Source organism: Actinomadura sp. K4S16 (genome assembly GCF_008327685.1).
GTDB lineage: Bacteria > Actinomycetota > Actinomycetes > Streptosporangiales > Streptosporangiaceae > Spirillospora.
Genome location: NZ_BDDE01000014.1, coordinates 270,791 through 293,534 on the forward strand (window position 1 = coordinate 270,791; position 22,744 = coordinate 293,534).

Sequence of the window (22,744 nt, forward strand, 5' to 3'; positions counted from 1 at the left end):
CTCCCTCTCCCTTCCCGCGCCGGACGCGTCCGATGTGCGGACGGCCCCGTCCCGGACGGATCTCGGGACGGGGCCGCCGCTCGGCGGGGGGTCAGCCGCCGATGCCGGAGTCCTCCGCGGCGGCGATGATCGTCGCCGCGTCCTCGGGCAGCAGGTGGCCCGCGCCCACCGACGCCTGCGCGGCCGTCCGGACCTTGCCCACGTAGCCCGCGTGCGTCGGGTAGAGCAGGCTGAGCACCGGCTCCGGCGTCCACGGAAGGGACGGATCGGACGGGTCGCCCGAGTCATGCCGGTCCCAGGGGTCGCTGCTGCCGTTCCACGCGTCCCGAGCGCCGTACAGCACGCAGAAGACGCCGCTGCCACTGGTGTCGCGCATCCCGGTGAGCGTCCGGGTCGGCACCGCGACGTCCGGCAGCCGGATGCCGCCGGTCGCGAGCCCGGTGCGCGGGTCGCGCAGGACCGTGTCGAGCGGCGCCCCGGCCGGCGGCCGCGCCCCGCCGCGCGCCCACGCGGCCAGATGGCGCAGCGCCGCGTTCATCGAGTAGTGCCCCGGCCCGTCGTTGTAGGGGGCGGACCCGGCCGCGCAGTCGGGCTGCGGCGCTGCCGATCCCGCGGACTTCTTCACCGTCGGCCCGCCCAGGTCGTAGGCCCACTGGTCGCCGTGCGAGGTGCCGGCCAGCTCCCAGTGCACGACCCGGTCGGTGTCCGGCTGGCGCGCGGCCGCCGCGAGCGGGACGTCGGTCTCGGTCAGCACCACGAACGTGGGAACGGACAGGTCCGTCCGGATACGGGACGGGTTCGGCATCCACAGGGTGTCGGCCAGCTCACCGCTGATCGGGGCGCCGACCGCGCCGTTGCTGTGGATCATGAAGCCGTCGTAGACCCGCGAGACGGGCTGGACGGCGTTGGCGTAGGTGGTCATGAGGCCGGCGGACTGCGACTCCCCGTCGGCCAGCAGCGTCCGCACCGCCAGGCCGCCGAGCGGGTCCGGCCCGTCCGGGTCGCGGAGCGCCTGCCCGGCCTGGGAGAAGATGTCGTAGGAGAAGGCGTCCCCGGGATGGACGAGGCCGCCGTACCGGGCCGGGTCCCATCCCTTGAGCCCGCGGATCTCCCCCAGTCCCCCGTTGACGCCGACCGACTGCGCGGAGACGCCGACCCACGCGTACCCCTTGCGCAGCAGCTCGTCCCGCGCGAACCAGTAGTCGGGCGACAGTTCGAGCTGCCCGCTCACGTTGAGCCACTCGACCACGACGGTCCCGTTGAACGCCGCCGGGTCGGCGGGGCGCCGCACAAGGAGCCTCGTCTTGTACGGGGCCTGCCCGGACGCCCGCACGTCCCATCGGCCGTCCGATCCCCACCAGCCGGACTTGGCGTAGGAGGTGGCGGTACCCGAGATGAAGTACTCGCTCTCGGTGTATCCGAACGATCCGAGGTCCTCGGCCGCCGCAAGGAAGGGGAAGCCGTGGCTCCCTTCCGGCGGGACGGTGACGACCGGACCGGGGGCGGCGGCCAGGGCGGGCGGCGACGCGTACAGCAGGGCGGCAAGCAGCCCGGCTCCCGTCGCCGCGGCGGCGACGCGCCGCCATGGGATCCGCAGGGAGAAGCGCACGATGACCTCCAGGTGTCGGGGGGCCACAGTGTCCGCCGCCTCCGCCGCCCTCCACATCGCGCGAATCACCGGTCACGGAAACGGCGCCGCCCCGTCCAGGCTCTGGACGGGGCGGCGCCGTTCTATGTGCTACCAGCGGTACCAGCGGCCGCGGCGGCCGGACGGGCCCGTGCTGCGGACCACGAAGCCCAGCAGCCACAGGATCAGGACGATCGCGGCCAGGATCCACAGGACCTTCAGCGTGAAGCCGACACCGAACAGGATCAGCGCCAGCAGAAGCACCAGAATCATCAGCCAAGGCATTGGGGGTCCTCCTCTGGGGTCTGCCTCAGTTCTGTTCGGGGCGGTTCGTCCCCGGTAAATGAAGCTTGATGCGCGACAAAGGTCTCATTTCGGACACGCGGCGGTGTACGAGAGGCGACCCCGCCCTTGACGCTCCGTTCTCCGCTCGGACGGTTCCGAAGGTCAGGCGGGTCTCGGAGCGGACGGGGCGTCGCCCGTGGCCGGAGTGGGTGCGCAAGCACCGCTGCTTTTGAAAGGCTCGCCCAGTTGTGCCAGGTAGCGCGACGGATAGCGGGGTTTGGCGGCCATGCCCAGGTCGTCCGAGGTGAACCGGCGGGTTGGGTCGTAGCTGTAGGTACCGAGCAAGTGGTCCCAGATAAGGGTGAACAGGCCGAAGTTGACGTCTCCGATCCCGGCCCATTTGAGGTGGTGGAAACGGTGGCCTTCGTTCAGGGCCAGGACGTGCTTCGCGGGGCCGATGCGGTAGTCGACGTTGGAGTGCTGCAACAGCAGTTGGACGGCGACGGCGAGCGCGAGCGCGGAGGCCACGTCCACGGGAAGCCCGATGACCAGGAGCGGGGTGACTCCGGCGGTCATCTCGACGGTCTGGTGCGCCGGGTGCTTCATCAGGCCGTTGAGCCCGTAGAAGCGCTTCACCGAATGGTGGACGGCGTGGAAGCGCCACAGCAGGCCGATCTTGTGGCTGGCGTAGTGCACCAGCGTGATCCCGGCATCGGCGACGAGGACCGCCAACAGGACCTGCGTCCACATCGGCCAGGCGTGCGGCCAGACATCGGCGACCGACACGACGGCCGCCAGCGCGGGGATCGCGGCGACGCTTCCCAGGATCAGGGCCTCGTTCACGAACGTGTGCGCGGCGTCGCGGCGCCCGTCGTCCAGCGGCCGGTTCCAGTCCCGGTCGTAGGGCAGCAGATGTTCGGCGGCGAAGGAGGCGGCGATGGCGACGGCCAGCAGTGCCATCAACCAGACCTTCCCGGCGCCGGCGCTCGTCAGCGCGATACCGGCGCCGTTGACACCCAGCAGCATCGCCGGCGCGTACCCGTAACGCACGGCCCCTCGCAGTGCGCGCCCAGTGGTGACGGTTGCAGTGCTCATGAACCGACCCTGACCCGCCGAGGGCCGTATGGCCTTGTACGGATCGGCTGCCGCTTGCCGGGGGGCTAGCCGGACTGCCGCGGGGGCCGCCACCCGGCGGCGCGGGCGGCCTGCGTGGGGGTGATGCCGAACATCGCGCGGAACACCCGGGTCAGGTGGGCGCTGTCGGTGAACCCGGCGGCGTGCGCGGCCTCGGTGAGGGTGGCGCCCTCGTGCACGGCGGCCATTGCGTGCTGGAGGCGGGCCCAGCGTCGCCAGGCGGTGTAGGGGAGGCCGAGCTGGTCGGAGAAGAGGTGCCCCAGCCGTGTGGACGAAAGCCCGGCCTCCGCCGCGGCCTCGGCCAGCGACTCGGGAACGTCCGGACCGCCCGCACGCCGCGTCCCCTGGGAAGCCCGCGCCACCAGGGCGGCCAACGCCGGGTGCAGCGGCCTGTCCGGCGCCGGTGCGAGCGGTGTGCCGGCGGCGGCGATCCAGGCACCGGCCGTCCTTCGATCACCGGCCGCCTCCACCCTGGCCGCGAGTGCGGCGGCGGTCCGTCCGGCCGGGTCCAGGTAGTACGTCGTCCCGTGCGCCGGCTCGGTGGCGTCGACGGCGTGCACCACCCCGGCGGGAATGATCGCCGCGGCCGCCCGCACCCGGTGGCCGTACCGGTCCTGGAAGACGACCGTGCCGCTGGTGAGGGCCACCACCTGCACCGCTGCGTGGGCGTGGGCAGCGGTGCCGCCCAGACGTCCGGTGAAAGTCAGGACGCCTGGCTCCAGGCGAGCCGTCCCCGCCCACCCGCTGTCAGAGGCAGCCATCGCCGCACGCACCCCGCAACCCTCGTCGACCGAAGCCGCCCTCCATCACGGTAAGGCGCGTTCAGCGGGACGGAGAATGCGGGCGGCACCGCCGTTCCCTCGCAGCCGACCCGGCGTCAGCGCTCGCGGACGGCCTTGAGTTCGATATCGAGAGGGAACGGCAGAGCAGCAATGATCCGGTCATGGTGCACACCGGTCGCGACGTATCCGCCGGTGGCATCGTCCAGTTCATAGGCATAGATCGCGAACGCCGGCGCGGTCTGGTCGGTCTCCACTCGCCAGTAGTGCCGGATGCGCGCGTCCGCGTACAGGGTCGGCTGTACCCGCCGATCCTTGCGCTTGGTGGATGGTGAGACCACCTCGACGACGAGAGCGACCAGGTCGGCGGGGATCGGACGAGGCCGGGGGATTACGACGAGTTCCCCGTGGATGAGGCTCACACGTACTGGGAGGTCTTCAGGCAGCGCCTCATAGTCTGCCCGAGTCCAGGTGTCACCGGACGGCAATGGGAGAGTCAGCGAGTGCATGGCCCGGGACGCCTCCGGTCGAGGTCGGTACGGGTACTTAGCAGAGTACCTTCAGCGCATTCTCCAGGCCGCTGGCCTCATGACAGGCCGATGACGTGGAGGGGGCGTCCGCCTAGAAGGCGGTGAGGGGTTCTGCCTCGTAGGCCTGGTGGAGCAGGGCCAGGAAGCGGGGGGCCTCGGGGATGGGGGTCGGGCCGATCTGGTGGACGGCGACTCCCGGCGTCCAGGAGTTCATGACCACGGCTCCGGCCAGGGCCGGAAGGTCGGCGGGTGTGATCTGCTGGACGCGCTGGGGGACGCCTAGCCGGTCCAGTCGGCGGCGGACGATGCCCATCGTGGTCCCGAGCAGCATCTCGGCGTCAGGCCACACCACGGCGTCGCCGTCCCAGAAGGCCAGGTTCCAGATCGTCGCCTCACTGAGCCGGCCCCGGCGGTCGACGAAGGCGGCGTCATCGAAGCCGTCCTTCACGGCCTGACGCATGAGGTAGGTCTTGGCCACCTCACCCACATGCTTCAAAGCGGGCAGGAACCGGTCGTACTCGGCCGTCGCCAGCCTCAACGGCCCCGCGGGACCGGACGCGGGCGGACCCGTCCGGACTAGGACCTCTGGCTCAGCTTGCATCCCCGTCGCGCTGAACTCTCCCGGCGAGGAGTACATGGTGGCCGTCAAGGAGACGTCCGCAGGTCCCGCCTCAACTGCCGCCCGCAGAGAGGACCGCACCCGCTCGTCCGGCAGTGCGCTGCCGAACAGTTCCATCGAGGCGGAGCGCAGCCTTTCCAGATGAAGGTCGAGGCCCCGGGCCTTGCCGCCGCGCACCTGCATGACGGTGAAGTGGGCATAGCCCGCGAACACGAGCGGCGCCAGTTCGTCGGTGGTCGCCGCGCGGCCGTTGTGTCGGACGACGAGAGAGGTCATGCGGCGTCTCCAGCGGTGCGGAATGATCGCTTGGGAGACGACGTTAGGCATTCACACTGGTGAGAAGGTCAAACCGGAGCGGTGGCATGCTGATCGGTGAGTTGTCCCGGCGTACGGGGGTCAGCACGAGGCTCCTGCGGTACTACGAGGAGCAGGGGCTGCTCGACGCCGAGCGCGACGCGAACGGCTACCGCCGCTACGGCGACGACTCCGTGCTCACCGTGCGGAAGATCCGCGTCCTGCTGGAAGCGGGGCTCTCCACGGAGGTGATCCGGCAGGTCCTCCCCTGCACCCGCAGCGACCAGCCCGAATTCGACTGGTGCGCCGGCATCCGCGACCTCCTGGACCGGGAGCTCATGGCCCTGGACGCCCGCATCGAGGGCCTCCAGCGCAACCAGGAGGCCCTCACCGGCTTCCTCGCCCTGCGTCCCCCGGACGAGTGACCACCGCTCAGGAGCGCGGTGTCACGAGGCTGACGTGCGCACGAGCAGACGGCGTCCCCTCCGGCGGGCGCCTTCCTTGGCGACGTCGGTCTGGGCGCCCGGCGGCGGCACCCTGACCTCGATGCGGCCGTTCTGGATCCGCGCCTCGTAGGACGGTTGCGGCGTGCTGGCCGGGCCGCGCTCGATACCGCCGTCCTCCAGCCGGAACGTGCTGCCGTGCCACGGGCAGGTGACGCAGCCGTTCTCGATCGTCCCCTCGCCCAGCGGGCCGCCCATGTGGGTGCAGGTCGAGGCCACGGCGTGCACCTTCGCGGCCGTCCGGTAGAGCAGGACCCGCACGCCGTCCGCGTCGGCCGTCCGGTGCTCGCCCTCGCCCAGTTCGGACGCCGCCAGCACCGGCGTCCACTCCTCCGGGCCCTCCTGCCACGCGGTGCGGTTGACGTTGACGCCCTTGACGAAGCTCAGGTGACCGCCGAGGTAGGCGCCGGCCCCCATCACCGCGAACCCGGCGAACCGCAGGGCCTTGACCTTGCGGCGGTTCCCGCCGGCCCGCGCGACGAGAGACCCCGCGTACAGCGCCAGCGCCACGGTGTTGAGGCCCGCGTGGACGAGCCCCACCCGGCGCTCCGGCCCGATCGTGTCGGCCCAGTCGTTGAACCCGCTGAGGGCGGTGGGCACGGCGGCGGCCACTCCGGCCGCCGTCAGCAGGTCCGCGGCCGGTTCGGCGTCGGACCCTCCGGCGACGTCCAGCAGCCCCGCGCTGAGCCACGCGCCGATCGCGGCGTCGGTCAGCGACGGATGCAGCGGATGCCCCAGATTCGTCCCGCTGAGCAGATCGCGGACGAACTTCGGCTGGACCGCTCGTTGCACCACGGAACTGACAGGTTCCGCGACCTTGTCCAAGGCCTCGGCGTTCTCCACCCGGTGAACCGCCCTGTGCGGCATGCTCATAAAACCCTCCCCCAGACACGACTACACCTTCGCTCCCTATCCCCCGAACACCCCCTGAAACCGTCCACCCGGCCGCCGAGGCGCGGTTGCCGGGCACCGAGTCCCTATGGACAGCGACTCCGGCACTTCTCTCAGAAGCCGGCGAGTCGGGCGCGGAGCGCGGCGGCGCCGCTCTCATTGAGCCAGTCGGTGAAGGTCCGCAGCCCGGGATGGATGACGCGCAGGGCCTCGATGTCCGCGTGCCAGCGGTCACCGTCCTGCCAGCGCTTCCTGGTGGCGGCGATCTCGGGGTTGATCGCGGCCGCCTCGCCGTCGGTCAGCTGCCGGTACCGGACCGGGACTCCGGTCGCCTCGCTGATCGCGGCGGCGGCCTCGACCGGCGTCGGTTCGTCGCCTGCCAGTTCCAGCGTCCGTCCGGCGAACCGGGCCGGGTCGGCGAACGCGAGCGCGGCGAACTCGGCGACGTCCTCCAGCGCGATGACCTGCATGGGCCGGTGCGGAGCGAAGATGTGCCGGTGCACGCCGTCCGAGATGCCGTCGATGCCCCATCCGACGCCGAGGTAGTTGGTCATGAACCGGACAGGGCGCAGCACGGTGGGCTGGGCGATGTGGTCGCGCAGGTACTTCTCGATCAGCGCCTTCCCCCTCGAATGCGGTGATTCGCTGGATGCCGAGGCGACGGTGCTGAACACGACCTGCCCGACTCCCGCCGCCGCGGCGGCGTCGATCAGCGTCCGGCCGCGGGCCGCTTCGCGATCCGCCTCGGTTCCGGCCGGGCCGTAGGCCACGGGCGGTATGCCGAACACCGCGGCGGCGCCGTCGAGCGCGGGACGCAGGCTCGCCGGGTCATCGAAGTCGCCGCGCGCGAGTTCGGCGCCCGCCTCTGCCAGCGCGGCCGCGGCAGGCGCCTCCAGGTCGCGCACCAGGGCGCGGACCGGCCGTCCTTCGGCAAGCAGCCGGCGGACGGTGGCGCCGCCCTGCTTGCCGGTGGCACCGGTGACGAGGACGGGGGAGTCTGGGCCGGCCGTGGTGGCGGTGGTCATGGGTGCCCTTTCCAGAGAAGACGGGGAGGGAGATACTGAGCTGATCCGGAATGCTCCACCCGCTTCTGCGCCGCAGACAAGGATTTCGTGACATGACAGCAGCCCCGAACCCGGCGCCCGCCGGACGCGCTGACGCGCTTCGCAACCGGGAGATCGTGCTCCGCACGGCGACGCGCGTGCTCGCCGAAGAGGGCTTGGGAGTGTCACTCGGCCGGATCGCGCAGCGCGCGGGGGTCGGCGCCGGCACCGTCTACCGGCATTTCCCGAGCAAGGACGTCCTGGTGGAGGCGGTGCTCGCCCGCCACGTCGAGGGACTGGTGACCGCCGCCGACCGGTGGGCCGCCCGCGCGGCGCCCGGTGAGGCCCTGTTCGGCTTCCTGCTCGAAGTGATCGAGAAGTCGGCGGGACGTCGGCACTTCTGCGATGTGCTGACCGCCGATCGAAGCTGGCCGCGCGCCGTGCTGGCCACCGCGGCGCAGCGGTTCGGCAAGGCGCTGGAGCGCCTGTTGCGCGATGCGAAGCAGGCCGGTGCGGTACGTGCGGACGTCCGGGCCGACGATCTGTCGGCCTTGATCCTCGGCGGAGCCGCACTGCGTTCGGCGCACCGGGACCTGGCACGCGGTACGCGACTGGTGCGGCTCATGCTGGACGGCCTGCGTCCCGCGGCTGTCACGAAAGGCGACAATTTCCGTGACTCCGCTACCCCTCCCGGTCACGAAACGACCGGCCCGAGGTACTGCGCGGAGTGCGGCACGCAGTTGCATGTGCGTGCCACCGGGCGTCCGGCTCGCTACTGCGGCCCTACCTGCCGCCAGCGCGCACACCGGCGCCGCCTCGTCCACTAGCGAGGACGTGCGCCGGTGAACCGAGCCGAGCCGAGCCGCCGCCTCGCCGATCGGCTCGCTGTCGGTACCAGGTTGCACAATGAGAGCCATGTCCGCATTGCTCAGCGCCCTCGACGCGTTCGACGACCGCCCTAAGGCTCGTGAACTGCGGGAACGCACGTACGAAGGGCTGGGCGACAGCGTTGTCGACGTCGGCTGCGGGAGCGGGCGCGCCGTCGGCGAGCTGGCCGCTCGCGGGAAGAGGGCCATCGGCGTCGATCTGGACCCCGCCATGATCGAGGTCGCGGCGGAGCGCTGGCCCGCAGGCGAGTTCCATGTCGCCGAGGCCACCGCGCTGCCCGTCGATGACGGCTCGGTCACCGGCTACCGCGCCGACAAGATCCTGCACGCGCTCCCCGAGCCCGAGCAGGCGGTCGTCGAGGCCCGGCGCGTCCTGGCCGCCAACGGCCGCGCGGTGCTCATCGGCCAGGACTGGGACACGTTCGTGATCGACTCCGACGACCCCGGACTCACTCGCAGGCTCGTCCACGCCCGCGCGGACGGCGTGCCGAACCCGCGGGTCGCCCGCCGGTACCGGAACCTGCTGCTGGACAACGGGTTCGTCGACGTCACCGTCGAGGTCCACACGATCGTGTGGACGGACGCCGCGTGCCTGCCGACGCTCGCCGCCATGGGAGGAGAGGGCGCCTGGCTGGACGAGCAGACCGCCAGGGCGAGCAACGATCGCCTGTTCCTCGCCGTCCCGATCTTCGTCGCCTCCGGGACCCGGGCGGGTTGAGTACCGGGTGCGCCTTCGGCGGCCGTTCCGAGCCGCGCGTGCGGCGATCAGCCCACGTGAGTCCCGTCCCGGCCAGGTGCGGCCGCCGACCGAGCTGAATTGATTCTCATAGTGGAAGTAATGTCCACTATATTAGAGGTCAGTGAACGTGAGCCGCACCGTGCGGGGGACGCGGGAGACCTGAATGATGTTGCGCTTCCAGCTCGGTGACCTGGCCCGGCCGGAGATCCGTCGGCTGCTGGAGGAACACCTGGCCGACATGCACGCCACCTCTCCGCCCGAATCGATCCACGCGCTGGACCTCGAGGAGCTGCGCGACCCGGCGGTCGCGTTCTGGTCGGCCTGGGAAGGGCCGGAGCTGCGCGGCTGCGGCGCGCTCAAGGACCTGGGCGACGGCGATGTCGAACTCAAGTCCATGCGAACGGCGCGCACCGCGCGGGGACTGGGGATCGGATCGGCCATACTGCGCCACCTGCTGACCGTCGCCGCCGAGCGCGGTCACCGGCGGGTCCTGCTGGAGACCGGGAGCCAGGAGTTCTTCGCCCCGGCCCGGCGGCTCTACGAGCGCCACGGATTCAGCTTGTGCGAGCCGTTCGCCGACTACGTCCACGACCCCAACAGCGTCTTCATGGAACTGCGGCTCGACGGGGAGCCGGCTCCGAGGTGAGGGCATGTCCACTTTGATGGAGGGCGAGAACGTCCTGGGGCGGCGGGTCAAGGCGGAACGCAACCGGCGCGGCTGGTCTTTGGCACGGCTCGCCGATGCCTCGGGAGTGTCCCGGGCGATGATCAGCAAGATCGAGCGCGGTCAGAGCAGCCCGACCGCCGTCCTCCTCGGCAAGCTCTCGGCGGCCCTGGAGCTGAGCATGACCGAGCTGCTGTCACCGGCGGACGGCGCCGCCCCCGACCAGGTGCGGCGCGCGGCCGACACCCCCGACTGGACGGACCCCGACACCGGCTACCTGCGACGGCAGATATCGACGCCCGGTTTCCCCGTCGACGTCACCGAGATCGTGCTGCCCGCCGGCGCCCGGGTGCCGATGCCGGCGGCGTCCTACGCGTTCATCGCCCAGCTCATCTGGATGCTCGACGGCAGGCTGACCCTGGTCGAGGGGCCGACCACGCACGTCCTCACGGCTGGGGACACGTTCGAGCTCGGAAAGCCCCAGGCGCGCGAGTTCGTCAACGACGGCACCGAAGAATGCCGTTACGTCGTGGTCGTGACCCGGAAGCCCACGGCCTGACCCGGCCCCCTCGCCTGGTCGAGCGCGACGCACTCGGCGCAGGCCCAGATGGGCCGGCCGCCTCCCGCTCAGCCGGCTGGGGCGCCATTGCAGGACCAGGCGAAACAGGGGTGATGTCCCATCCGCGCGGACATAGGATCGGCGGCATGGCGACACGGCTCGTTCAGATTGCGATGAAGGCCCGGGACGATTCCATGGTCGGCCGGTTCTGGGCGGAGGCACTCGGCTGGGGTCTCTCCAGCGAGGAGCCCGGAGTGACCAATGTGGAACCCCGGGACTTGGTCTATCCCGACCCCGCGGCCATTTATATCGACGTCCTCCGTGTCCCAGAGCCCAAAACGGTGAAGAACCGGGTGCACGTCGACCTCGCCACCACTTCTCCGGCCCATCAGGCGGAGCTGGTCGCGCGCCTCCAGGATCTCGGCGCGACGCCCGCCGACGTGGGCCAGGGCGACGTCCCGTGGACGGTCCTCGCCGACCCGGAGGGCAACGAGTTCTGCGTGCTGGAGCCTCGGGACGTCTACCGGGACACCGGCCCGATCGCCACGGTCGTGGTCGACTGCGTGGACCCGCGGGCCATGGCCCGGTTCTGGAGCCAGGCGACGGACTGGACGCTGCACGAAGTGACCGACGACCACGCGAGACTGCGCTCCGCCAAGGGCGTCGGGCCGTATCTCGAGTTCCTCCGCACGCCCGACGTGAAGACCGTTCGGAACCGCGTCCATCTGGACCTCCGGCCGTACCCCGGTGACGATCGAGCGGAGGAGGCGGACCGGTTGCGAGCTCTCGGCGCCACCGACATGGACATCGGCCAGGGCGACGTCCCGTGGACGGTCCTCGCCGACCCGGAGGGCAACGAGTTCTGCGTCCTCGCACCGCGCTGACACGACCCGGCACCTTGAGAGGCGGGCCACCCGTGCAGAGCTCAGCCCTCCGCCGGCGCGTCCTCGAAGCCCTTCCACGACGCTCTCGCGCTCAGGGGAGCTGGGAGCGTTCGTCTATTCGGCGGGTCGGTGGGTGAATGAAGACTTCGGCCGAGTTCTTGCCGTAGGAGACGTTGAGGGTGTCGAGCCGGTAGTACCAGCCCTGCTCGGCTCTGAACCGGTGATTGATCTGCCAGCGCAGCGTCTGCCGGGGCCGCAAGGCCACCGCCGCCGGACGCCAGGCGAGGTCGAGTCCGCTACTCGCCCATTCGGGAACGCGCTGGACGACGAGAAGCACCTTCAGCATCCCGTCGACCTCGGTCAGCTCCACTTCGGTGCGAGGTGGAAGGCCATCGACCACGGTCGAGCGAGGAACGAACCCGTCGCGTTCGGACATCCGGACTTCGTGCACGAAAGGCGGGACGGCCTCCGGAAGGGGAAAGGCTTCGGGCAACCTGCTGCGCCGGACGGCACCTCTCGCTCCGCGCGACCGGCTCGTCCAGTAGGTGCGCACCCACTGCACGGCCACGTCCACCGGCTCATGGTCACACGTCGTCGCGGACACGGCGACTTGTTTCTCTGCGCTCCACAAACTCCACGCCCAGTTCAGAATCGCCTTCCGGCCTGGGAGGCGGCGACGTGGTCGGGACAGATACGTGCTGGTGGGCGAGGCTGGGGGCCTCGCCCACCTTGTTCTCGGCTAGGTGGGCCCCGGGTCAGGGCTTGAGGCCGTAGGCGTGGACGAGGGTCTGGTCGACGGTGCGTCCGGCGGTGTCCTCGGCGTAGGCGCGCAGGGAAACGTATTTCCCGTTTGAGCCGGAAGGGTTGCGCACGGTGGCCTCCCAGCCGTGCTGCGTGTAACTGACCGGGGCGCCTTCCCAGGTGGTGCCGTCGTCGTAGGAGATCTGGAGGGTGAGTCGGCGGATCGTGGGGGCCGGTTCGTCCTGGTTGGTCCGCGGGCTGAGTGCGATGTGCTGTGTCGTGGTGGGCGCGCGATTGTCGTCGTCGAGGCGGGTGCGGTACAGGACGGTGAGCAGGGGAAGCCCCGTCCAGTCGCCGCTGGGACGCGTCGCGGAGAACGTCCAGTCGATGTGCTGGCGGGTGGCCAGGTCCGACCAGGGGGCCTGTCGGTAGGCGTCGGTGGTGACCTTGTAGGCGGCTTCCCCGGATCCACGGCCGGGCTCGGGCAGGGTGAAATCGCCGTAGCCCGGCTGGTCGCTTGTGGCGATGACCTTGCCGTCTGCGGTCTGGAGCGTCGTCCGGCCGGTGACGCGGTCGTAGGGAGCGAGGCCGGAGGCGGCGCTCCAGGAACTGAACATCGGCACCCAGAACTGGACGGTGCCGTCGTTCAGCAAGGTGTTGAAGTCGGCGCCTGCGCCGAGCGGACCGGTCGTCCGCTCGCGGTCGTAAGTGCCCGCGCTCGGGAACAGTTCAGAGGTGCCGGTAACGCCGGCCTCCTCGAGGCGGCAGTCCGCGCCGAGAACGGTGTCGGTGTCCCAGTCGGCGCCGGGGCTGAAGTACTCGGTGCGGGTGGCGGGTAGTGACCCGATACCCACGTAGAACCCCGTGGTGTAACCGCCGCCTGGCCAGTGGGCCCCGGCGTGGGTGCCGGCGCAGGCGGGCCGGCCCTGGCGGCGGTAGCGGGTGTTCACGGTGGCCAGTTCGGCCGTGCGGACTCGGAGGGCGGGCTCGGCCGGGATGATGTCCTGGTCCGAAACGCTGCCGGCGACGTTGTAGATGTAGGGGCTGCCGGTCGCGGCGCCATCTTTGGTCAGTCGGCCTTGCAGCAGCAGCGAGAGCCCCGGGGCCGGCCCGCTGGGAGTGATGTAGGCGGGCTGACCGTCCAGGAAGATGCTCGCGGTGGTGGTGGTCTGGCCACCGATGGTCTGGACGACGCGCGCGTATCCCCCGCCCCCCTCTCCGCCGGTCAGCCGGGCATCGGGACGATCGACGCCGATGGACATGGGGCGGCCCTTGCGGGCGTCCAGCACCACGGTGCGGTCCTTGTCGAGCACGAACCGCGAGACGTAGACGAGGGTGAAGGACTTCCCGCCGCTGGGCTTCGGCGTGTGCACGCCGGTCTCGACCACGTACTCGCCGGGCGCCAACCGGCCGGTGACATGCCCGTTGTCCAGCTGCCCGTATTCGCTGGCCGCCCCGTCCAGCGACCGGAAGAGCACGTACTCGGCGTTCGCGGTCTGCGGGGCTTTTCCGTCGCGGTCCAGCACGTCGACCGTGACCGCGTGCGTTCCCGCCACAGCCGTTCGAGTGCTCGAAACCGGAAGACGCTTGGCGCCCTTGAGACCTCCCAGAACATCCCCGGGTCGGCTCTGGACGCCTGCTGAACCGCCATGGACGGCGATTCCGCGGAAACCCTGCGGAAAGGCGGTTCGGCTCGGTGCCGGGCGCGGCTTTTCGGCCGCGTGCGGGGCCGGCGTGGGGCCCGCGGTGACCAGCGCCGCAGCCACCAGCGTGGCAGCGAGCATGGTGGTCTGCTTCTTCACGAAAGTCCTTTCTCGGCCGCAGCGGAGCGGCGGCTGCGCGGCGCGAAATCGCGGGCGGCCGAGGTCCGACGGCACGTGCCTGACGGCGGTGGTGGGGCCGATTCGGAGGTCAGGACTTCGACGGGACCGGCTTGGGCAGCTGGTTCACCGCCTTGGTTTCGAGCACGGTCCACACCTTGTCGACGACCGCCCCCTCCGGAATCGTCCGCCAGTCCGTGATGTGGGGCTTGGGGCCGTAGTAGATCTGCCTCATACCGAGGTGCCGATAGGTCTTGGGGTCGAAGATGATTTCTTCTCGGACGTTGTCCTCCGTCTTGGACACCGCGACCCCGGAGCGGCCGAGGCCGTCGGTGACGTGCTCCGTCACCGTGGTACCGGGAATCTCGGCCACGAAGTCGAAAACCTCGGCACGCAGTTCGGGCGGAAGGTAGTTCTCGCCCAGCAGGTCGGTGACGCCGGCCCACGCCTCACTACCGGCAGGAGCCGACGGATCCTTCGGATGGGCGATACTGGCCCGCCATTCGCGAAGCTCCTTCGGCACCATCGCCAGCTCCTGCTTGTAGCCGGAATTCCTTCCGGAAGGCGGGGCGTCCTCGTTGACCAGCGGGATGTCACAGGTGCGGGCGGGATCGTCCGAGCACGGCTCACGGAGCAGCCCGGGCTTCCGTCCGTCGGCCGACTCCCACACCTCGCGCGTCTGCCTCCCCATCGGCTTCCCGGGATGGAGGACTCCCGGCCCCCAAGCCAGCGTCGACCTGACGTAGAGGTACTGGTCGTCGCGCAGTCGGAGATCCTGTTCGGACCGGGCCGCCGCGGCCGCCCGGTGCAGGATCTCAACGGTGCTGACGTTCTTCACCTGGTGCGGACCGGCTGGAGCGCCGTCACTCGTCTGCTGGACCGCGACGACACCGACGGCCAGGGCCCCGGCGAGCCCGGCCGGAGCCACGACCTGCCATCCCCGTCCCATCTGCGGGCGGCGCCGCTTTCGCGCGGCAGCCGGATCGGCGCGGTGCGCGACTGCGAGCAGGCGAAGGCGCCCCTCGGCCACGGCCTTCTCGTCCGGCGGCGCGACTTCCGCGCACATGCGCTCAAGCTCGTTCATGAAGGTACTCCTCACGTATCTCCCGCGGGTCGGCCCCGCCCAGCGCGTCGCCCGTCTTCTTCCGGGCCCGGCTCAGCCGCGAATGCACGGTCCCCTTGGCGATGCCGAGAGCCGACGCGATCTCCTCGGTGCTCAGTCCGCCGGCGGCGGTGAGCAGCAGCACGTCCCGCTGGCCGCGCGGCAGCCTGGCGATCACGGCCGCCAGCTCCCCGCGCAGGCCCTGCGCGCTCACCCGGTCGGCGACCTGGTCGCCGGGGAACTCCACGACGTGATCGACGCCGGTACGTGCGATGTGCCGCCAGAACCGGCTCTCCGTGCGGTGGTGCTGGCCGACCAGGTTCGTCGCTATGCCGTACAGCCACGGCCGGGCGTCCGGACGCGTCAGGTCGAAGCGCTCCCGCCGCTGGAAGGCCACCAGGAACGTCTCGGCCATCAGGTCATCGGCCAAATCCCGGCCCAGCCGCCGCGCGATGTACCGATGCACCACCTCGTGATGCCGGTCGTAGAGAACGGCGAACCGCTCCGGCTCGCGCAACGAGCGTCTTATGAGCTCTGCGTCGCTCTCACTGGGTGTCCCGTCCCTCACGGACGGCTCGTCTCTGTCATGCGACCCTCTCAAGTACGGGCGATGTCACCTGTTATCCGCATGCCGAGCCGACCCGCTTCCCCCGTTTTCCCGATTGTCCGCTGAAGTGCGCGGGCCCATGGCCGGGACCTGCACGTCCATGCCGTCCGGCCGCGCCCGCTGAACGGGCCGCCCGCTGCCTCGCCCCCGCTGGGTCAGTAACATCGGCACCACCGATTGCTGGGGAAGCATGAGTGCACGTCCTCGATGACCTCGCCGAATTCTCCGACCGGGCACAGGGTCTGCTGAGCCGCGCGGGACGGCGGGCGCCGAGCGATCCGGCCAGGACGCCGACCGACTTTCTGAACGTTCGTGACCGGGCTGGACGTGTGGTCCCCGCGCCAGCGGAGTTGGTGGTCAGGCGAGAGGGCTTCGAGGCCAGATACGGCGGCCTGCGCTATGAGGTGCGGCGCTCGGCGCTCATCGGGCGAGAACGTTTCGACGTGTCCCGCCGCTGGGACTTCTCATTGGACGAGGAGATATGGGCGGACGAGCGCGGCTGGTTCTTCTCGTGGACCGGTGAACGGGTGTCGAGCCCGGTCCGTTTCCTGATTCACACGGACGGAAGGGTCGGAGTCAGCGACGGCGGACCGTTCATCGAGGTCGCGGACTCCGTTCCCCACCTGATCGAAGGTCACGCCGTCATGGACATGGTGTCGTCATGGGACCCGTGGCCCGGCTCACTCGAAACGTGGGTGCCTGCGCAACTCGGAGCCGCAATGGCCGAACATGTCGATGGCCTCGCGCCGGTGGCCGAGGCCAGTGGACGTTACGACAGGTGGCATCTGTCCGAAGGCGTTGCCGTGCGCATCTTCTGGAGCTGGACCAGCCAAGGGCCGCGGACCCGGGGAGTTCAGATGTGGACATGCGGCGAGGAAGGGCGCAGACAACTGGAGTCAGCCGCCGGCAAGCGCTGAACCTTCGCCCTCTCCCGTGGGCCTCCTCGACCTCCTGTTACGAGCGGGATCGGCGGCGTTCGACGGCGTGTGGATCTAGCGTTCTGGGAGCGTGGGGTGGGGAGGTGTCGGGGCGATGTCGATCATGGTGTTGGTGATCGCCCATCGTTCGTGGTCTCGCCAGGCTCCATCGATGTACAGCAGTTCGGGCGAGTAGCCCTCCTGGCGGAAGCCCGCTCGTCGGACCAGCTTGAGGGAGGCGTGGTTCTCGGGCTGTATCTGGGCTTCGAGCCGGTGAAGCTGCAACTGCTCGAAGGCGTAGCGCACCACCGACGCGAGCCCTTCGGTCATGTAGCCCTGGCCGGCGGTAGGGGCGAAGGCGGCGTAGGCGACCGACCCGGACTGGAACCGTCCCCGAATGATGCTGTTGATATTGACCAGCCCGGCGATGGCTCCACTGCCGCGCACGCAGATCAGCACCGACTCTTCGTCGGGCTGCGAGTAGCGCGCGAGGTAAGCCTGGAACTGCTCCGGCGTGGACGGCAGCGACATCCATGGGTGGTGCAGTTCCCTACTGGCGTTCACCAGGTCGAGAAACTCGTCTTGGTCACGGCTGGCGAGATGACGCAGAACCACCCGCCGGGAGGCGTCCGCTTGGCCGGCCCGGAAGACATCGATCGCCGCATCGTCCACGGACCTGACCGTACCCGGCGCATTGGAGATGCCACCGGGCGGCGACCGCAAGGCCACCGGCTCACGTTCGTCGACCTCGCCATCATCAGGAGAGCTATGCCCCGTGGAGGTGACCGTAGGTCAGATCGGCCCCCAGGGCCCTCCGTCATCATGCGGGACCTGGAGGTACTGAACGTCGATCGAGATCGCCATGACGTGGGAGTGCTCGCGCAGAATCCATGTCGACAGGTCCGCGATGTCGACACCGCGCAATTCGAGCTCTGCACCGCCGGGCCGGTGCGGTCGGGTGAACCGCTCCTCTTGCCGGCCCGTGGGGGCGAGCGGGTGAAGGCTGAAACGAATGTCGAGTCCCGCATACTCCGACGTGCCTCGTACCGAGCGAGACGACCACGGGAACTTCTCCGCGGCCCAGGCCTGGCAACTTCGGGGAAGCGGGCTCCAGCCCCGGCTCTGGAGCATGCGCAGCATGTCCGCGCACGACTTGCCGTCCGCGCCGTAGTAATGGATGACGGTACGGACACACCTAGTCGAGTCGTAGGCGGGGAGGATGAAACCCTCGTCCCGCGTGTGGCAACCGTCGCTGAGGGACGTGGCGAGTGCTGGGCCGACTTCCCTTTCGATGCGTTCGAATTCCGCGTCGATGGCCGGGACGGCCCGTGCCCGCGCGGCACCGGCCTGCCGCGAGGTGACGATCGCGGCGAGATCGGGGGCGTCGGGGATGACGGCCTCGCACCCCGCCACGATCCCGACCACCCCCATCAGCACGCCAAAGCAGCCCAGTTCGCCCCGCGTGAGTCGGAACATGCCCGAATCATCGCAACGGGCGGACGGCCGACGCAGCGCGGCAGCGCGTCCGGTGTCGTCCAAGATCGGCCACCGCGTAGCCACCGGCATCCAGCGCCGCTGTCAGCACTGGCCCACCGGCCCGGGGACGTGCGGGCCGGTCGGTCGTCAACCGAGTGCCAGGGCGAGTGCGAGGGCGAGGAGGAGGGAGTCGAGTCTGTCGAGCAGGCCGCCGGCGCCCGCCAGCCATGAGGCGGAGTCCTTGGCCTCGACTCCCCGCTTGACCATCGACTCCACCAGGTCCCCCAGCGGTGCGCCGACCGCCACCGCGATGGCCCAGGCAGGGGTGAACGCGCCGAGCACGGCCAGTGTGCCCAGGCCCGTGACGGTCCCGGCCAGCAGGCCGCTCCAGTGCTTGTTCGGCGACAGCCGGGAGAGGGGCGGCCCGCCGAGCGACCGGCCGGCGAACGAGGCGGTGATGTCGGCGATCGACACCGCCGCGAACAGCGCCAGGACCTCCGGGCCGAGCAGGACCACGCCGGCCAACGGGGCGAACCAGATCACGCCCAGCACACCGGAACACAGCCTGGAGAGTCCGCCGTCCGCGTCGCCGGCCAGCACCGGCACCATGGCGACGGCTGCGAGGGTGAGAGCGAGAACCTGGGGCAGACGGTCGGGCGCCAGCCAGGCCGTCACAGGAGCCACGGGCACGGCGACGGCGAGCACCGCACGGTCCAGCCGAGGGACGCCGGTCAGGCCTGCGTACTCAAGGGCGCATGCCACTCCCGCCAAGGCGGCGAGGACGGCCGCCCCGCCGGGGCCCATTTTCAGGGCGACGACAACGACGGGCACGCCCACCGCCCAGGCGCACCAACGGAGTATGTACTCCCGTCGCCTGGACAACCCGACCGCGACGCCGCAGACGAGCAGGGCCCCGGCAAGGTAAGGGACCGGATCCGCGAACCCGGTCACGCCATGCCGTGCGGGACGCGCAGGGCCTCGGAGACGGCGGCCGCCACTCTGGCGTTCGCCGCGGCGTCCCGTACTGCGATTCGGACCGTCCGGCCTTCGAACGCCGGAGACATCGGCGACAGGTCTCGCAGGAACACGCCCCGCTGCCGGCACCGCTCGACAAGCCCGGACGCCGTGAGCCCACCCCTGGGCAGCGTGAGCAGGACGAAGTTCGCCACCGACTCGCTGACGCGCAGGTTCTCGCCGGCCCCGGCGAGCGCGGCCGCCAGCTCGGCGCGCAGCGCCGCCGTCTGCGCCCACCGGGAGGCGTAGTACTCCGGATCGCGCAGCGCGCTCACCGCGGCGATCTGGGCGGGCAGGCTCACCGACCACGGCGGGGTCCAGCGGCGCAGATCCGCCACGATCGCCGGAGGCCCGGTGAGGTAGGCCGCGCGCAGGCCCGACAGGGCGTACATCTTCGACAGCGATGTGCAGACGACGACATTGCCGGCCTCCGCCGCGTAGCGTTCCAGCGTCTGCCCGGCGCCGACGTAACCCGCGTACGTCTCATCGATCCAGAACCGGGTCTCGCCGGGCGCGCTCTCCAGCACCTTCCGCAGTCGGGACGTGTCGAGATGGACCCCCGTCGGGTTGTTGGGGTTGACGATGACCACCAGGTCGTAGCGCTTCCGCAGGGCGCGGGCGAGACGGTCAGGGTCTATCCGCCAGCCCTCCGCGCGGCGCAACGGGAACCGGTCGGCACGGCAGCCGATCACTCGCTCGACGACGTGCGCGTACTCGCCGTAAGTCGGGTCGATCAGGAGCACCCGGCTGGAGGCGTCCAGCCAGCTGCGGAACGCGCGGAAGATCAGGTCGGAGGATCCCGCGCCGACGGCGACGGCGTCCTCGGGCAGGCCCCGGCGGCGCGCGATCTCCTCGATGAGGCCGTCCGCCCGCGCCGGCGGAGACGTGCGCGCGATCCAGTCCTGCCCGCGGGCCAGGGCGGCGACCGCGGCGGGAGTCGGCGGAAACCAGGCGTCGAGCACGTCGGCGGGGACCACGTCGCCGTTCGCGTCCAGGGTCTCGAACCCCCGTCCCAGCGCCTCGACGGATGCGCCGCCGTGTGTGCAGGACTCGTCCTCGGGCAGGAAGGGGACCTCCAGCCTCCACCGCACCGTCCGTGCCAGATCGCGCAGCAGCGGCCCGTGCCGTCGCAGCGTCCCGCCGGTGAGTTCGGCGACATCGCCGGTGAGGAGCTCGAACTCGACGGCCCCCGAGCGCACCGCCGTGCCGGTGGACGCGAGCCCCAGCGACAGGTACATCGGCAGCAGCTCGACCCGGCCCAGGGCCACGATGCTCCGGCCCCCGTGCCCCGCCACCCAGCGAAGCGCCGCGTACATCAGCAGCTTGCCGATCATCTCGCCGCGCAGACTCGGATCGACGGTCAGGATCCGGATCTCGAACAGGCCGTCCTCGCTCAGCGCCGGATGCTCGTCCCTCCGCAGGTGCCTGTCGATCGAGTAGCGGCCCGCCCATGGGGGCGTCACACTGATGAACCCGGCCGGTTCGCCTTGACTGACCGCCACGACGTAGACGTTGCTCTCGTCGAGGTCATCGGTGAGCAGACCGGCGGCGTTGGGGACGTGCTGCCCGAGTTCCCGCGCGTAGACGTCGTGCCGGAGCCGCCGGATCCACTCATGGTCCGCCTCGGACGACATCCGAAGCTCCAGCTCGCCGACGGCCGAGGGGACGGGCGAACCGGCGGCGACCGGTCCCGGGGATTGCTGATCTGTTCTCATTCGGATCACCTCGGCCGCCACTCTGCCGAGGCGATCAAGCCACCACCTGAGTCCCCGTACTCAGCCCCCCGGGCACCCCGTACTCAACTCCGCCGCCGAACCTCCCAAGCCCACCCGCGGCCCCCCTTCCGATGGGGGGAAGGCTGGCGCCGATGCCATTCGCGGCAGTGACGGTGGGCCGATCGGGCCTGGCATCCACTGACCCGTCGCAGCCCCAGTCGCTCGAACCGCCGTCGCTTGACCGGCGGGGTCCTATACGGCCGGGGGAAGCGGTGGCAGGGGGAGGGGCAGTCCTGGTAGGCCGTCGATGCTGGTGGCGACGTGCTCCTTCTTCTGGAAGTAGGCGTCGAGGGTCTCGTCGGTCTCGCGCGCGAAGCGCGATGCGTGCAGAGGGCGGTCCTGCTCGTAGGTCATGAACGGGACGGCGTACCCGCAGGTGTCGCGGATCTTCTCGGCGGTCACGACGATGATCGCTCGCAGGCCGTGCGGGGTCGGGTCGATGTCGGGGAAGTGGGCCATCAGCTCGGCCCAGCGCTCGTCGTCGCGGAAGACCGGCTCTCCGCGGCCGTGCACGCGCACGATGTTCGGCGGACCGTCGAAGGCGCACCACATCAGGGTGATGCGGCCGTTCTCGCGCAGATGGGCGATGGTCTCGGCGTTGCTGCCGGCGAAATCGAGGTAGGCCACGGTGAGTTCGTCGATCACGGCGAACGAGCCGTTGAGCCCCTTGGGCGAAAGATTGACGGTGCCGTCGCCGTCCAGCGGCGCGGTCGCGGTGAAGAAGATGTGCTGCGCCTCGATGAACTGGCGCAGCCTGCCGTCTATCCGCTCATAGCTCTTTCCCATGGATCAAGTATGACGACGAAGCGGGCGCTCCCACTCGGCGGCCGTCCGCCGACCTGTATCCGTCGGCATCAGGTGCACGACCGTCGGCTCGTGCACACTGGATGCATGCGGTACGCCGACAGCCGGCCCTATGTCATTCCGGGGAGCCTGGCCGAACTCACCGGCCCGACCTCCGGAATGGTCGAGCTGCCAACGCACCTCGACTGGTCCGAGCAGCACGTCTACGACCTGAACGACCCGGCGCAGACCAGGCTCATGTATGAACGAGTCCTCCGGGAGGCGATTTCCCAGCGGGATCTCGCCCTCTACCTCAACGCAGAGGTACTCCGACGGCTCTGGGGCCGGCTGTTCCTTCCGGTGCGGGTGCGGCTTCTTTGGGAGAGTGCCTTTCCCGCGCTCGTCAGGGCGGTGTGATCCGGCGCATGGACCCCCTTCATGAGCACGCGGCACGCATCGGCCTAGCGGCGACCGCGAAGTACGGCTTCGCACTCGCGGGCAGCTATGCGATCCAAGCGCACGGTTTCCTCGACCGCATCTCCGAAGACGTCGACCTCTTCACTGTGAACGGAGAGCGGCACCAGTTCGGCGATGCCGTGACCGCGGCAATCGAGGCCTACCGTGACGCCGGCTTCGAGGTCGAAGTCCCACTGTCCAACGACGGGTTCGCGCGGCTCCTGCTCAGAGCGCCGGACGGTCGGCCTTTCAAAGTGGAATTGGGCATCAACTGGCGGGCACATCAACCCGTCCCGCTGGCCATAGGACCCGTGCTCCACCCTGACGACGCCGTCGGCGGCAAAGTCACTGCCCTCTATGGTCGAGCCGAAGTACGAGACTTCGTCGATTTGGACGCGGTCCTTCGCAGCGGCCGTTACAACACCGCCGATCTGATGCGACTGGCCTCGACCGCGGACCCGGGCTTCGCACCCGAGATGTTCGTGCATTCGTTGAACGCCCTCAATCGGTTCCCCGACCAGGCGTTCAGCGTCCATGGGCTCTCACCGTCGGCGATCACTATGCTCCGCGATCGATTCGCCAGGTGGGCGGCGGAGATCGACCGCTGATGTAATG

General features: G+C 70.3%; 26 protein-coding genes. 9 read left to right on the forward strand and 17 right to left on the reverse strand.

What is annotated here, in order from left to right; all coding sequences use genetic code 11:
* Positions 1-91 precede the first annotated feature (91 nt).
* The 6 genes from K4S16_RS19665 to K4S16_RS19690 form a co-directional block, all read right to left on the reverse strand.
* On the reverse strand, positions 92-1,636 hold the full coding sequence (locus tag K4S16_RS19665; protein WP_200841976.1) for an alpha/beta hydrolase domain-containing protein: 1,545 nt from the start codon (positions 1,634-1,636) through the stop codon (positions 92-94).
* 102 nt (positions 1,637-1,738) lie between these two features.
* On the reverse strand, positions 1,739-1,900 hold the full coding sequence (locus K4S16_RS19670) for a DUF5670 family protein (RefSeq protein ID WP_149260743.1): 162 nt from the start codon (positions 1,898-1,900) through the stop codon (positions 1,739-1,741).
* Positions 1,901-2,074: 174 nt separating this feature from the next.
* Complete coding sequence (locus K4S16_RS19675) at positions 2,075-3,007, reverse strand: sterol desaturase family protein (protein WP_200841977.1); 933 nt, start codon at positions 3,005-3,007, stop codon at positions 2,075-2,077.
* 65 nt (positions 3,008-3,072) lie between these two features.
* The gene (locus K4S16_RS19680) at positions 3,073-3,807 is read right to left on the reverse strand and encodes a helix-turn-helix domain-containing protein (RefSeq protein WP_149260439.1); all 735 of its coding nucleotides are present in this window, start codon (positions 3,805-3,807) and stop codon (positions 3,073-3,075) included.
* 116 nt (positions 3,808-3,923) lie between these two features.
* Entirely contained in the window at positions 3,924-4,334 is a 411-nt protein-coding gene (locus K4S16_RS19685; RefSeq protein WP_149260440.1) for a Uma2 family endonuclease, read from the reverse strand.
* Between the two features lie 112 nt (positions 4,335-4,446).
* Entirely contained in the window at positions 4,447-5,250 is an 804-nt protein-coding gene (locus K4S16_RS19690) for an aminotransferase class IV family protein (protein ID WP_149260441.1), read from the reverse strand.
* Between the two features lie 86 nt (positions 5,251-5,336).
* Here K4S16_RS19690 and K4S16_RS19695 point away from each other — a divergent pair, with 86 nt between their 5' ends.
* Positions 5,337-5,693, forward strand: a complete 357-nt coding sequence (locus K4S16_RS19695) for a MerR family transcriptional regulator (RefSeq protein ID WP_149260442.1) — start codon at positions 5,337-5,339, stop codon at positions 5,691-5,693.
* Positions 5,694-5,714: 21 nt separating this feature from the next.
* On the opposite strand, the gene K4S16_RS19700 is transcribed toward K4S16_RS19695, so the two are convergent.
* Positions 5,715-6,566: a Rieske (2Fe-2S) protein gene (locus K4S16_RS19700; RefSeq protein WP_200841978.1), complete on the reverse strand. Its 852-nt coding sequence runs from the start codon at positions 6,564-6,566 to the stop codon at positions 5,715-5,717.
* Positions 6,567-6,775: 209 nt separating this feature from the next.
* Positions 6,776-7,687, reverse strand: coding sequence for an NmrA family NAD(P)-binding protein (locus tag K4S16_RS19705; RefSeq protein WP_149260444.1), 912 nt, complete (start codon positions 7,685-7,687; stop codon positions 6,776-6,778).
* 92 nt (positions 7,688-7,779) lie between these two features.
* Between K4S16_RS19705 and K4S16_RS19710 the strand changes: the two genes are divergently transcribed.
* The 5 genes from K4S16_RS19710 (at position 7,780) to K4S16_RS19730 (ending at position 11,438) form a co-directional block, all read left to right on the forward strand.
* Complete coding sequence (locus tag K4S16_RS19710; protein ID WP_149260445.1) at positions 7,780-8,532, forward strand: TetR/AcrR family transcriptional regulator; 753 nt, start codon at positions 7,780-7,782, stop codon at positions 8,530-8,532.
* An 88-nt stretch (positions 8,533-8,620) separates the two neighbouring features.
* On the forward strand, positions 8,621-9,310 hold the full coding sequence (locus K4S16_RS19715; protein WP_149260446.1) for a methyltransferase domain-containing protein: 690 nt from the start codon (positions 8,621-8,623) through the stop codon (positions 9,308-9,310).
* 184 nt (positions 9,311-9,494) lie between these two features.
* The gene (locus K4S16_RS19720) at positions 9,495-9,977 is read left to right on the forward strand and encodes a GNAT family N-acetyltransferase (protein ID WP_235036925.1); all 483 of its coding nucleotides are present in this window, start codon (positions 9,495-9,497) and stop codon (positions 9,975-9,977) included.
* Between the two features lie 4 nt (positions 9,978-9,981).
* A complete protein-coding gene (locus K4S16_RS19725; RefSeq protein WP_149260447.1) occupies positions 9,982-10,554 on the forward strand; it encodes a helix-turn-helix transcriptional regulator in 573 nt (190 codons plus the stop codon).
* Positions 10,555-10,700: 146 nt separating this feature from the next.
* Positions 10,701-11,438 (forward strand): VOC family protein, encoded by a 738-nt coding sequence (locus K4S16_RS19730; RefSeq protein ID WP_149260448.1) that lies wholly within the window; start codon positions 10,701-10,703, stop codon positions 11,436-11,438.
* A 91-nt stretch (positions 11,439-11,529) separates the two neighbouring features.
* Here the strand turns inward: K4S16_RS19730 and K4S16_RS19735 are convergent, their stop codons facing one another.
* The 4 genes from K4S16_RS19735 to K4S16_RS19750 all read right to left on the reverse strand — a co-directional run bounded on the left by K4S16_RS19735 (position 11,530) and on the right by K4S16_RS19750 (position 15,618).
* Positions 11,530-11,874: a hypothetical protein gene (locus K4S16_RS19735; RefSeq protein WP_200841979.1), complete on the reverse strand. Its 345-nt coding sequence runs from the start codon at positions 11,872-11,874 to the stop codon at positions 11,530-11,532.
* Positions 11,875-12,193: 319 nt separating this feature from the next.
* Positions 12,194-13,735 carry a hypothetical protein gene (locus K4S16_RS19740; RefSeq protein WP_149260450.1) on the reverse strand — a complete coding sequence of 514 codons (1,542 nt, stop codon included), beginning with the start codon at positions 13,733-13,735 and terminating at the stop codon, positions 12,194-12,196.
* A gap of 355 nt (positions 13,736-14,090) precedes the next feature.
* Positions 14,091-15,083 (reverse strand): CU044_5270 family protein, encoded by a 993-nt coding sequence (locus K4S16_RS19745; protein WP_149260451.1) that lies wholly within the window; start codon positions 15,081-15,083, stop codon positions 14,091-14,093.
* The gene (locus K4S16_RS19750; RefSeq protein WP_235036926.1) at positions 15,070-15,618 is read right to left on the reverse strand and encodes an RNA polymerase sigma factor; all 549 of its coding nucleotides are present in this window, start codon (positions 15,616-15,618) and stop codon (positions 15,070-15,072) included. The genes K4S16_RS19745 and K4S16_RS19750 overlap by 14 nt, the downstream gene beginning before the upstream one ends.
* Positions 15,619-15,902: 284 nt before the next feature.
* On the opposite strand from K4S16_RS19750, the gene K4S16_RS19755 reads away from it, so the two are divergent.
* Positions 15,903-16,625, forward strand: a complete 723-nt coding sequence (locus tag K4S16_RS19755; RefSeq protein ID WP_149260453.1) for a hypothetical protein — start codon at positions 15,903-15,905, stop codon at positions 16,623-16,625.
* 75 nt (positions 16,626-16,700) lie between these two features.
* Here K4S16_RS19755 and K4S16_RS19760 read toward each other — a convergent pair whose 3' ends face one another.
* The 5 genes from K4S16_RS19760 to K4S16_RS19780 all read right to left on the reverse strand — a co-directional run bounded on the left by K4S16_RS19760 (position 16,701) and on the right by K4S16_RS19780 (position 21,676).
* The gene (locus K4S16_RS19760) at positions 16,701-17,297 is read right to left on the reverse strand and encodes a GNAT family N-acetyltransferase (protein ID WP_235036927.1); all 597 of its coding nucleotides are present in this window, start codon (positions 17,295-17,297) and stop codon (positions 16,701-16,703) included.
* 120 nt (positions 17,298-17,417) lie between these two features.
* A complete protein-coding gene (locus K4S16_RS19765; protein ID WP_149260454.1) occupies positions 17,418-18,164 on the reverse strand; it encodes a hypothetical protein in 747 nt (248 codons plus the stop codon).
* Between the two features lie 84 nt (positions 18,165-18,248).
* Positions 18,249-19,052 carry a phosphatidate cytidylyltransferase gene (locus K4S16_RS19770; RefSeq protein WP_149260455.1) on the reverse strand — a complete coding sequence of 268 codons (804 nt, stop codon included), beginning with the start codon at positions 19,050-19,052 and terminating at the stop codon, positions 18,249-18,251.
* The gene (locus K4S16_RS19775; RefSeq protein ID WP_149260456.1) at positions 19,049-20,830 is read right to left on the reverse strand and encodes an aminotransferase class I/II-fold pyridoxal phosphate-dependent enzyme; all 1,782 of its coding nucleotides are present in this window, start codon (positions 20,828-20,830) and stop codon (positions 19,049-19,051) included. The genes K4S16_RS19770 and K4S16_RS19775 overlap by 4 nt, the downstream gene beginning before the upstream one ends.
* Before the next feature lie 252 nt (positions 20,831-21,082).
* On the reverse strand, positions 21,083-21,676 hold the full coding sequence (locus tag K4S16_RS19780) for a pyridoxamine 5'-phosphate oxidase family protein (protein ID WP_149260457.1): 594 nt from the start codon (positions 21,674-21,676) through the stop codon (positions 21,083-21,085).
* 105 nt (positions 21,677-21,781) lie between these two features.
* Here K4S16_RS19780 and K4S16_RS19785 point away from each other — a divergent pair, with 105 nt between their 5' ends.
* A complete protein-coding gene (locus tag K4S16_RS19785) occupies positions 21,782-22,090 on the forward strand; it encodes a hypothetical protein (protein ID WP_149260458.1) in 309 nt (102 codons plus the stop codon).
* An 8-nt stretch (positions 22,091-22,098) separates the two neighbouring features.
* On the forward strand, positions 22,099-22,737 hold the full coding sequence (locus K4S16_RS19790; RefSeq protein WP_149260459.1) for a nucleotidyl transferase AbiEii/AbiGii toxin family protein: 639 nt from the start codon (positions 22,099-22,101) through the stop codon (positions 22,735-22,737).
* The last annotated feature ends 7 nt before the right edge of the window (positions 22,738-22,744 follow it).

What these genes read in the sequence shown, in the direction of transcription:
- K4S16_RS19710 (WP_149260445.1), top strand. Translation starts at nt 7,780, where the DNA reads ATGACAGCAGCCCCGAACCCGGCGCCCGCCGGACGCGCTGACGCGCTT.
- K4S16_RS19775 (WP_149260456.1), bottom strand. Translation starts at nt 20,830, where the DNA reads ATGAGAACAGATCAGCAATCCCCGGGACCGGTCGCCGCCGGTTCGCCC.
- K4S16_RS19730 (WP_149260448.1), top strand. Translation starts at nt 10,701, where the DNA reads ATGGCGACACGGCTCGTTCAGATTGCGATGAAGGCCCGGGACGATTCC.
- K4S16_RS19670 (WP_149260743.1), bottom strand. Translation starts at nt 1,900, where the DNA reads ATGATTCTGGTGCTTCTGCTGGCGCTGATCCTGTTCGGTGTCGGCTTC.
- K4S16_RS19790 (WP_149260459.1), top strand. Translation starts at nt 22,099, where the DNA reads ATGGACCCCCTTCATGAGCACGCGGCACGCATCGGCCTAGCGGCGACC.
- K4S16_RS19745 (WP_149260451.1), bottom strand. Translation starts at nt 15,083, where the DNA reads ATGAACGAGCTTGAGCGCATGTGCGCGGAAGTCGCGCCGCCGGACGAG.
- K4S16_RS19720 (WP_235036925.1), top strand. Translation starts at nt 9,495, where the DNA reads ATGATGTTGCGCTTCCAGCTCGGTGACCTGGCCCGGCCGGAGATCCGT.
- K4S16_RS19690 (WP_149260441.1), bottom strand. Translation starts at nt 5,250, where the DNA reads ATGACCTCTCTCGTCGTCCGACACAACGGCCGCGCGGCGACCACCGAC.
- K4S16_RS19735 (WP_200841979.1), bottom strand. Translation starts at nt 11,874, where the DNA reads ATGTCCGAACGCGACGGGTTCGTTCCTCGCTCGACCGTGGTCGATGGC.
- K4S16_RS19685 (WP_149260440.1), bottom strand. Translation starts at nt 4,334, where the DNA reads ATGCACTCGCTGACTCTCCCATTGCCGTCCGGTGACACCTGGACTCGG.
- K4S16_RS19785 (WP_149260458.1), top strand. Translation starts at nt 21,782, where the DNA reads ATGCGGTACGCCGACAGCCGGCCCTATGTCATTCCGGGGAGCCTGGCC.
- K4S16_RS19675 (WP_200841977.1), bottom strand. Translation starts at nt 3,007, where the DNA reads ATGAGCACTGCAACCGTCACCACTGGGCGCGCACTGCGAGGGGCCGTG.
- K4S16_RS19780 (WP_149260457.1), bottom strand. Translation starts at nt 21,676, where the DNA reads ATGGGAAAGAGCTATGAGCGGATAGACGGCAGGCTGCGCCAGTTCATC.
- K4S16_RS19705 (WP_149260444.1), bottom strand. Translation starts at nt 7,687, where the DNA reads ATGACCACCGCCACCACGGCCGGCCCAGACTCCCCCGTCCTCGTCACC.
- K4S16_RS19695 (WP_149260442.1), top strand. Translation starts at nt 5,337, where the DNA reads ATGCTGATCGGTGAGTTGTCCCGGCGTACGGGGGTCAGCACGAGGCTC.
- K4S16_RS19715 (WP_149260446.1), top strand. Translation starts at nt 8,621, where the DNA reads ATGTCCGCATTGCTCAGCGCCCTCGACGCGTTCGACGACCGCCCTAAG.
- K4S16_RS19680 (WP_149260439.1), bottom strand. Translation starts at nt 3,807, where the DNA reads ATGGCTGCCTCTGACAGCGGGTGGGCGGGGACGGCTCGCCTGGAGCCA.
- K4S16_RS19725 (WP_149260447.1), top strand. Translation starts at nt 9,982, where the DNA reads ATGTCCACTTTGATGGAGGGCGAGAACGTCCTGGGGCGGCGGGTCAAG.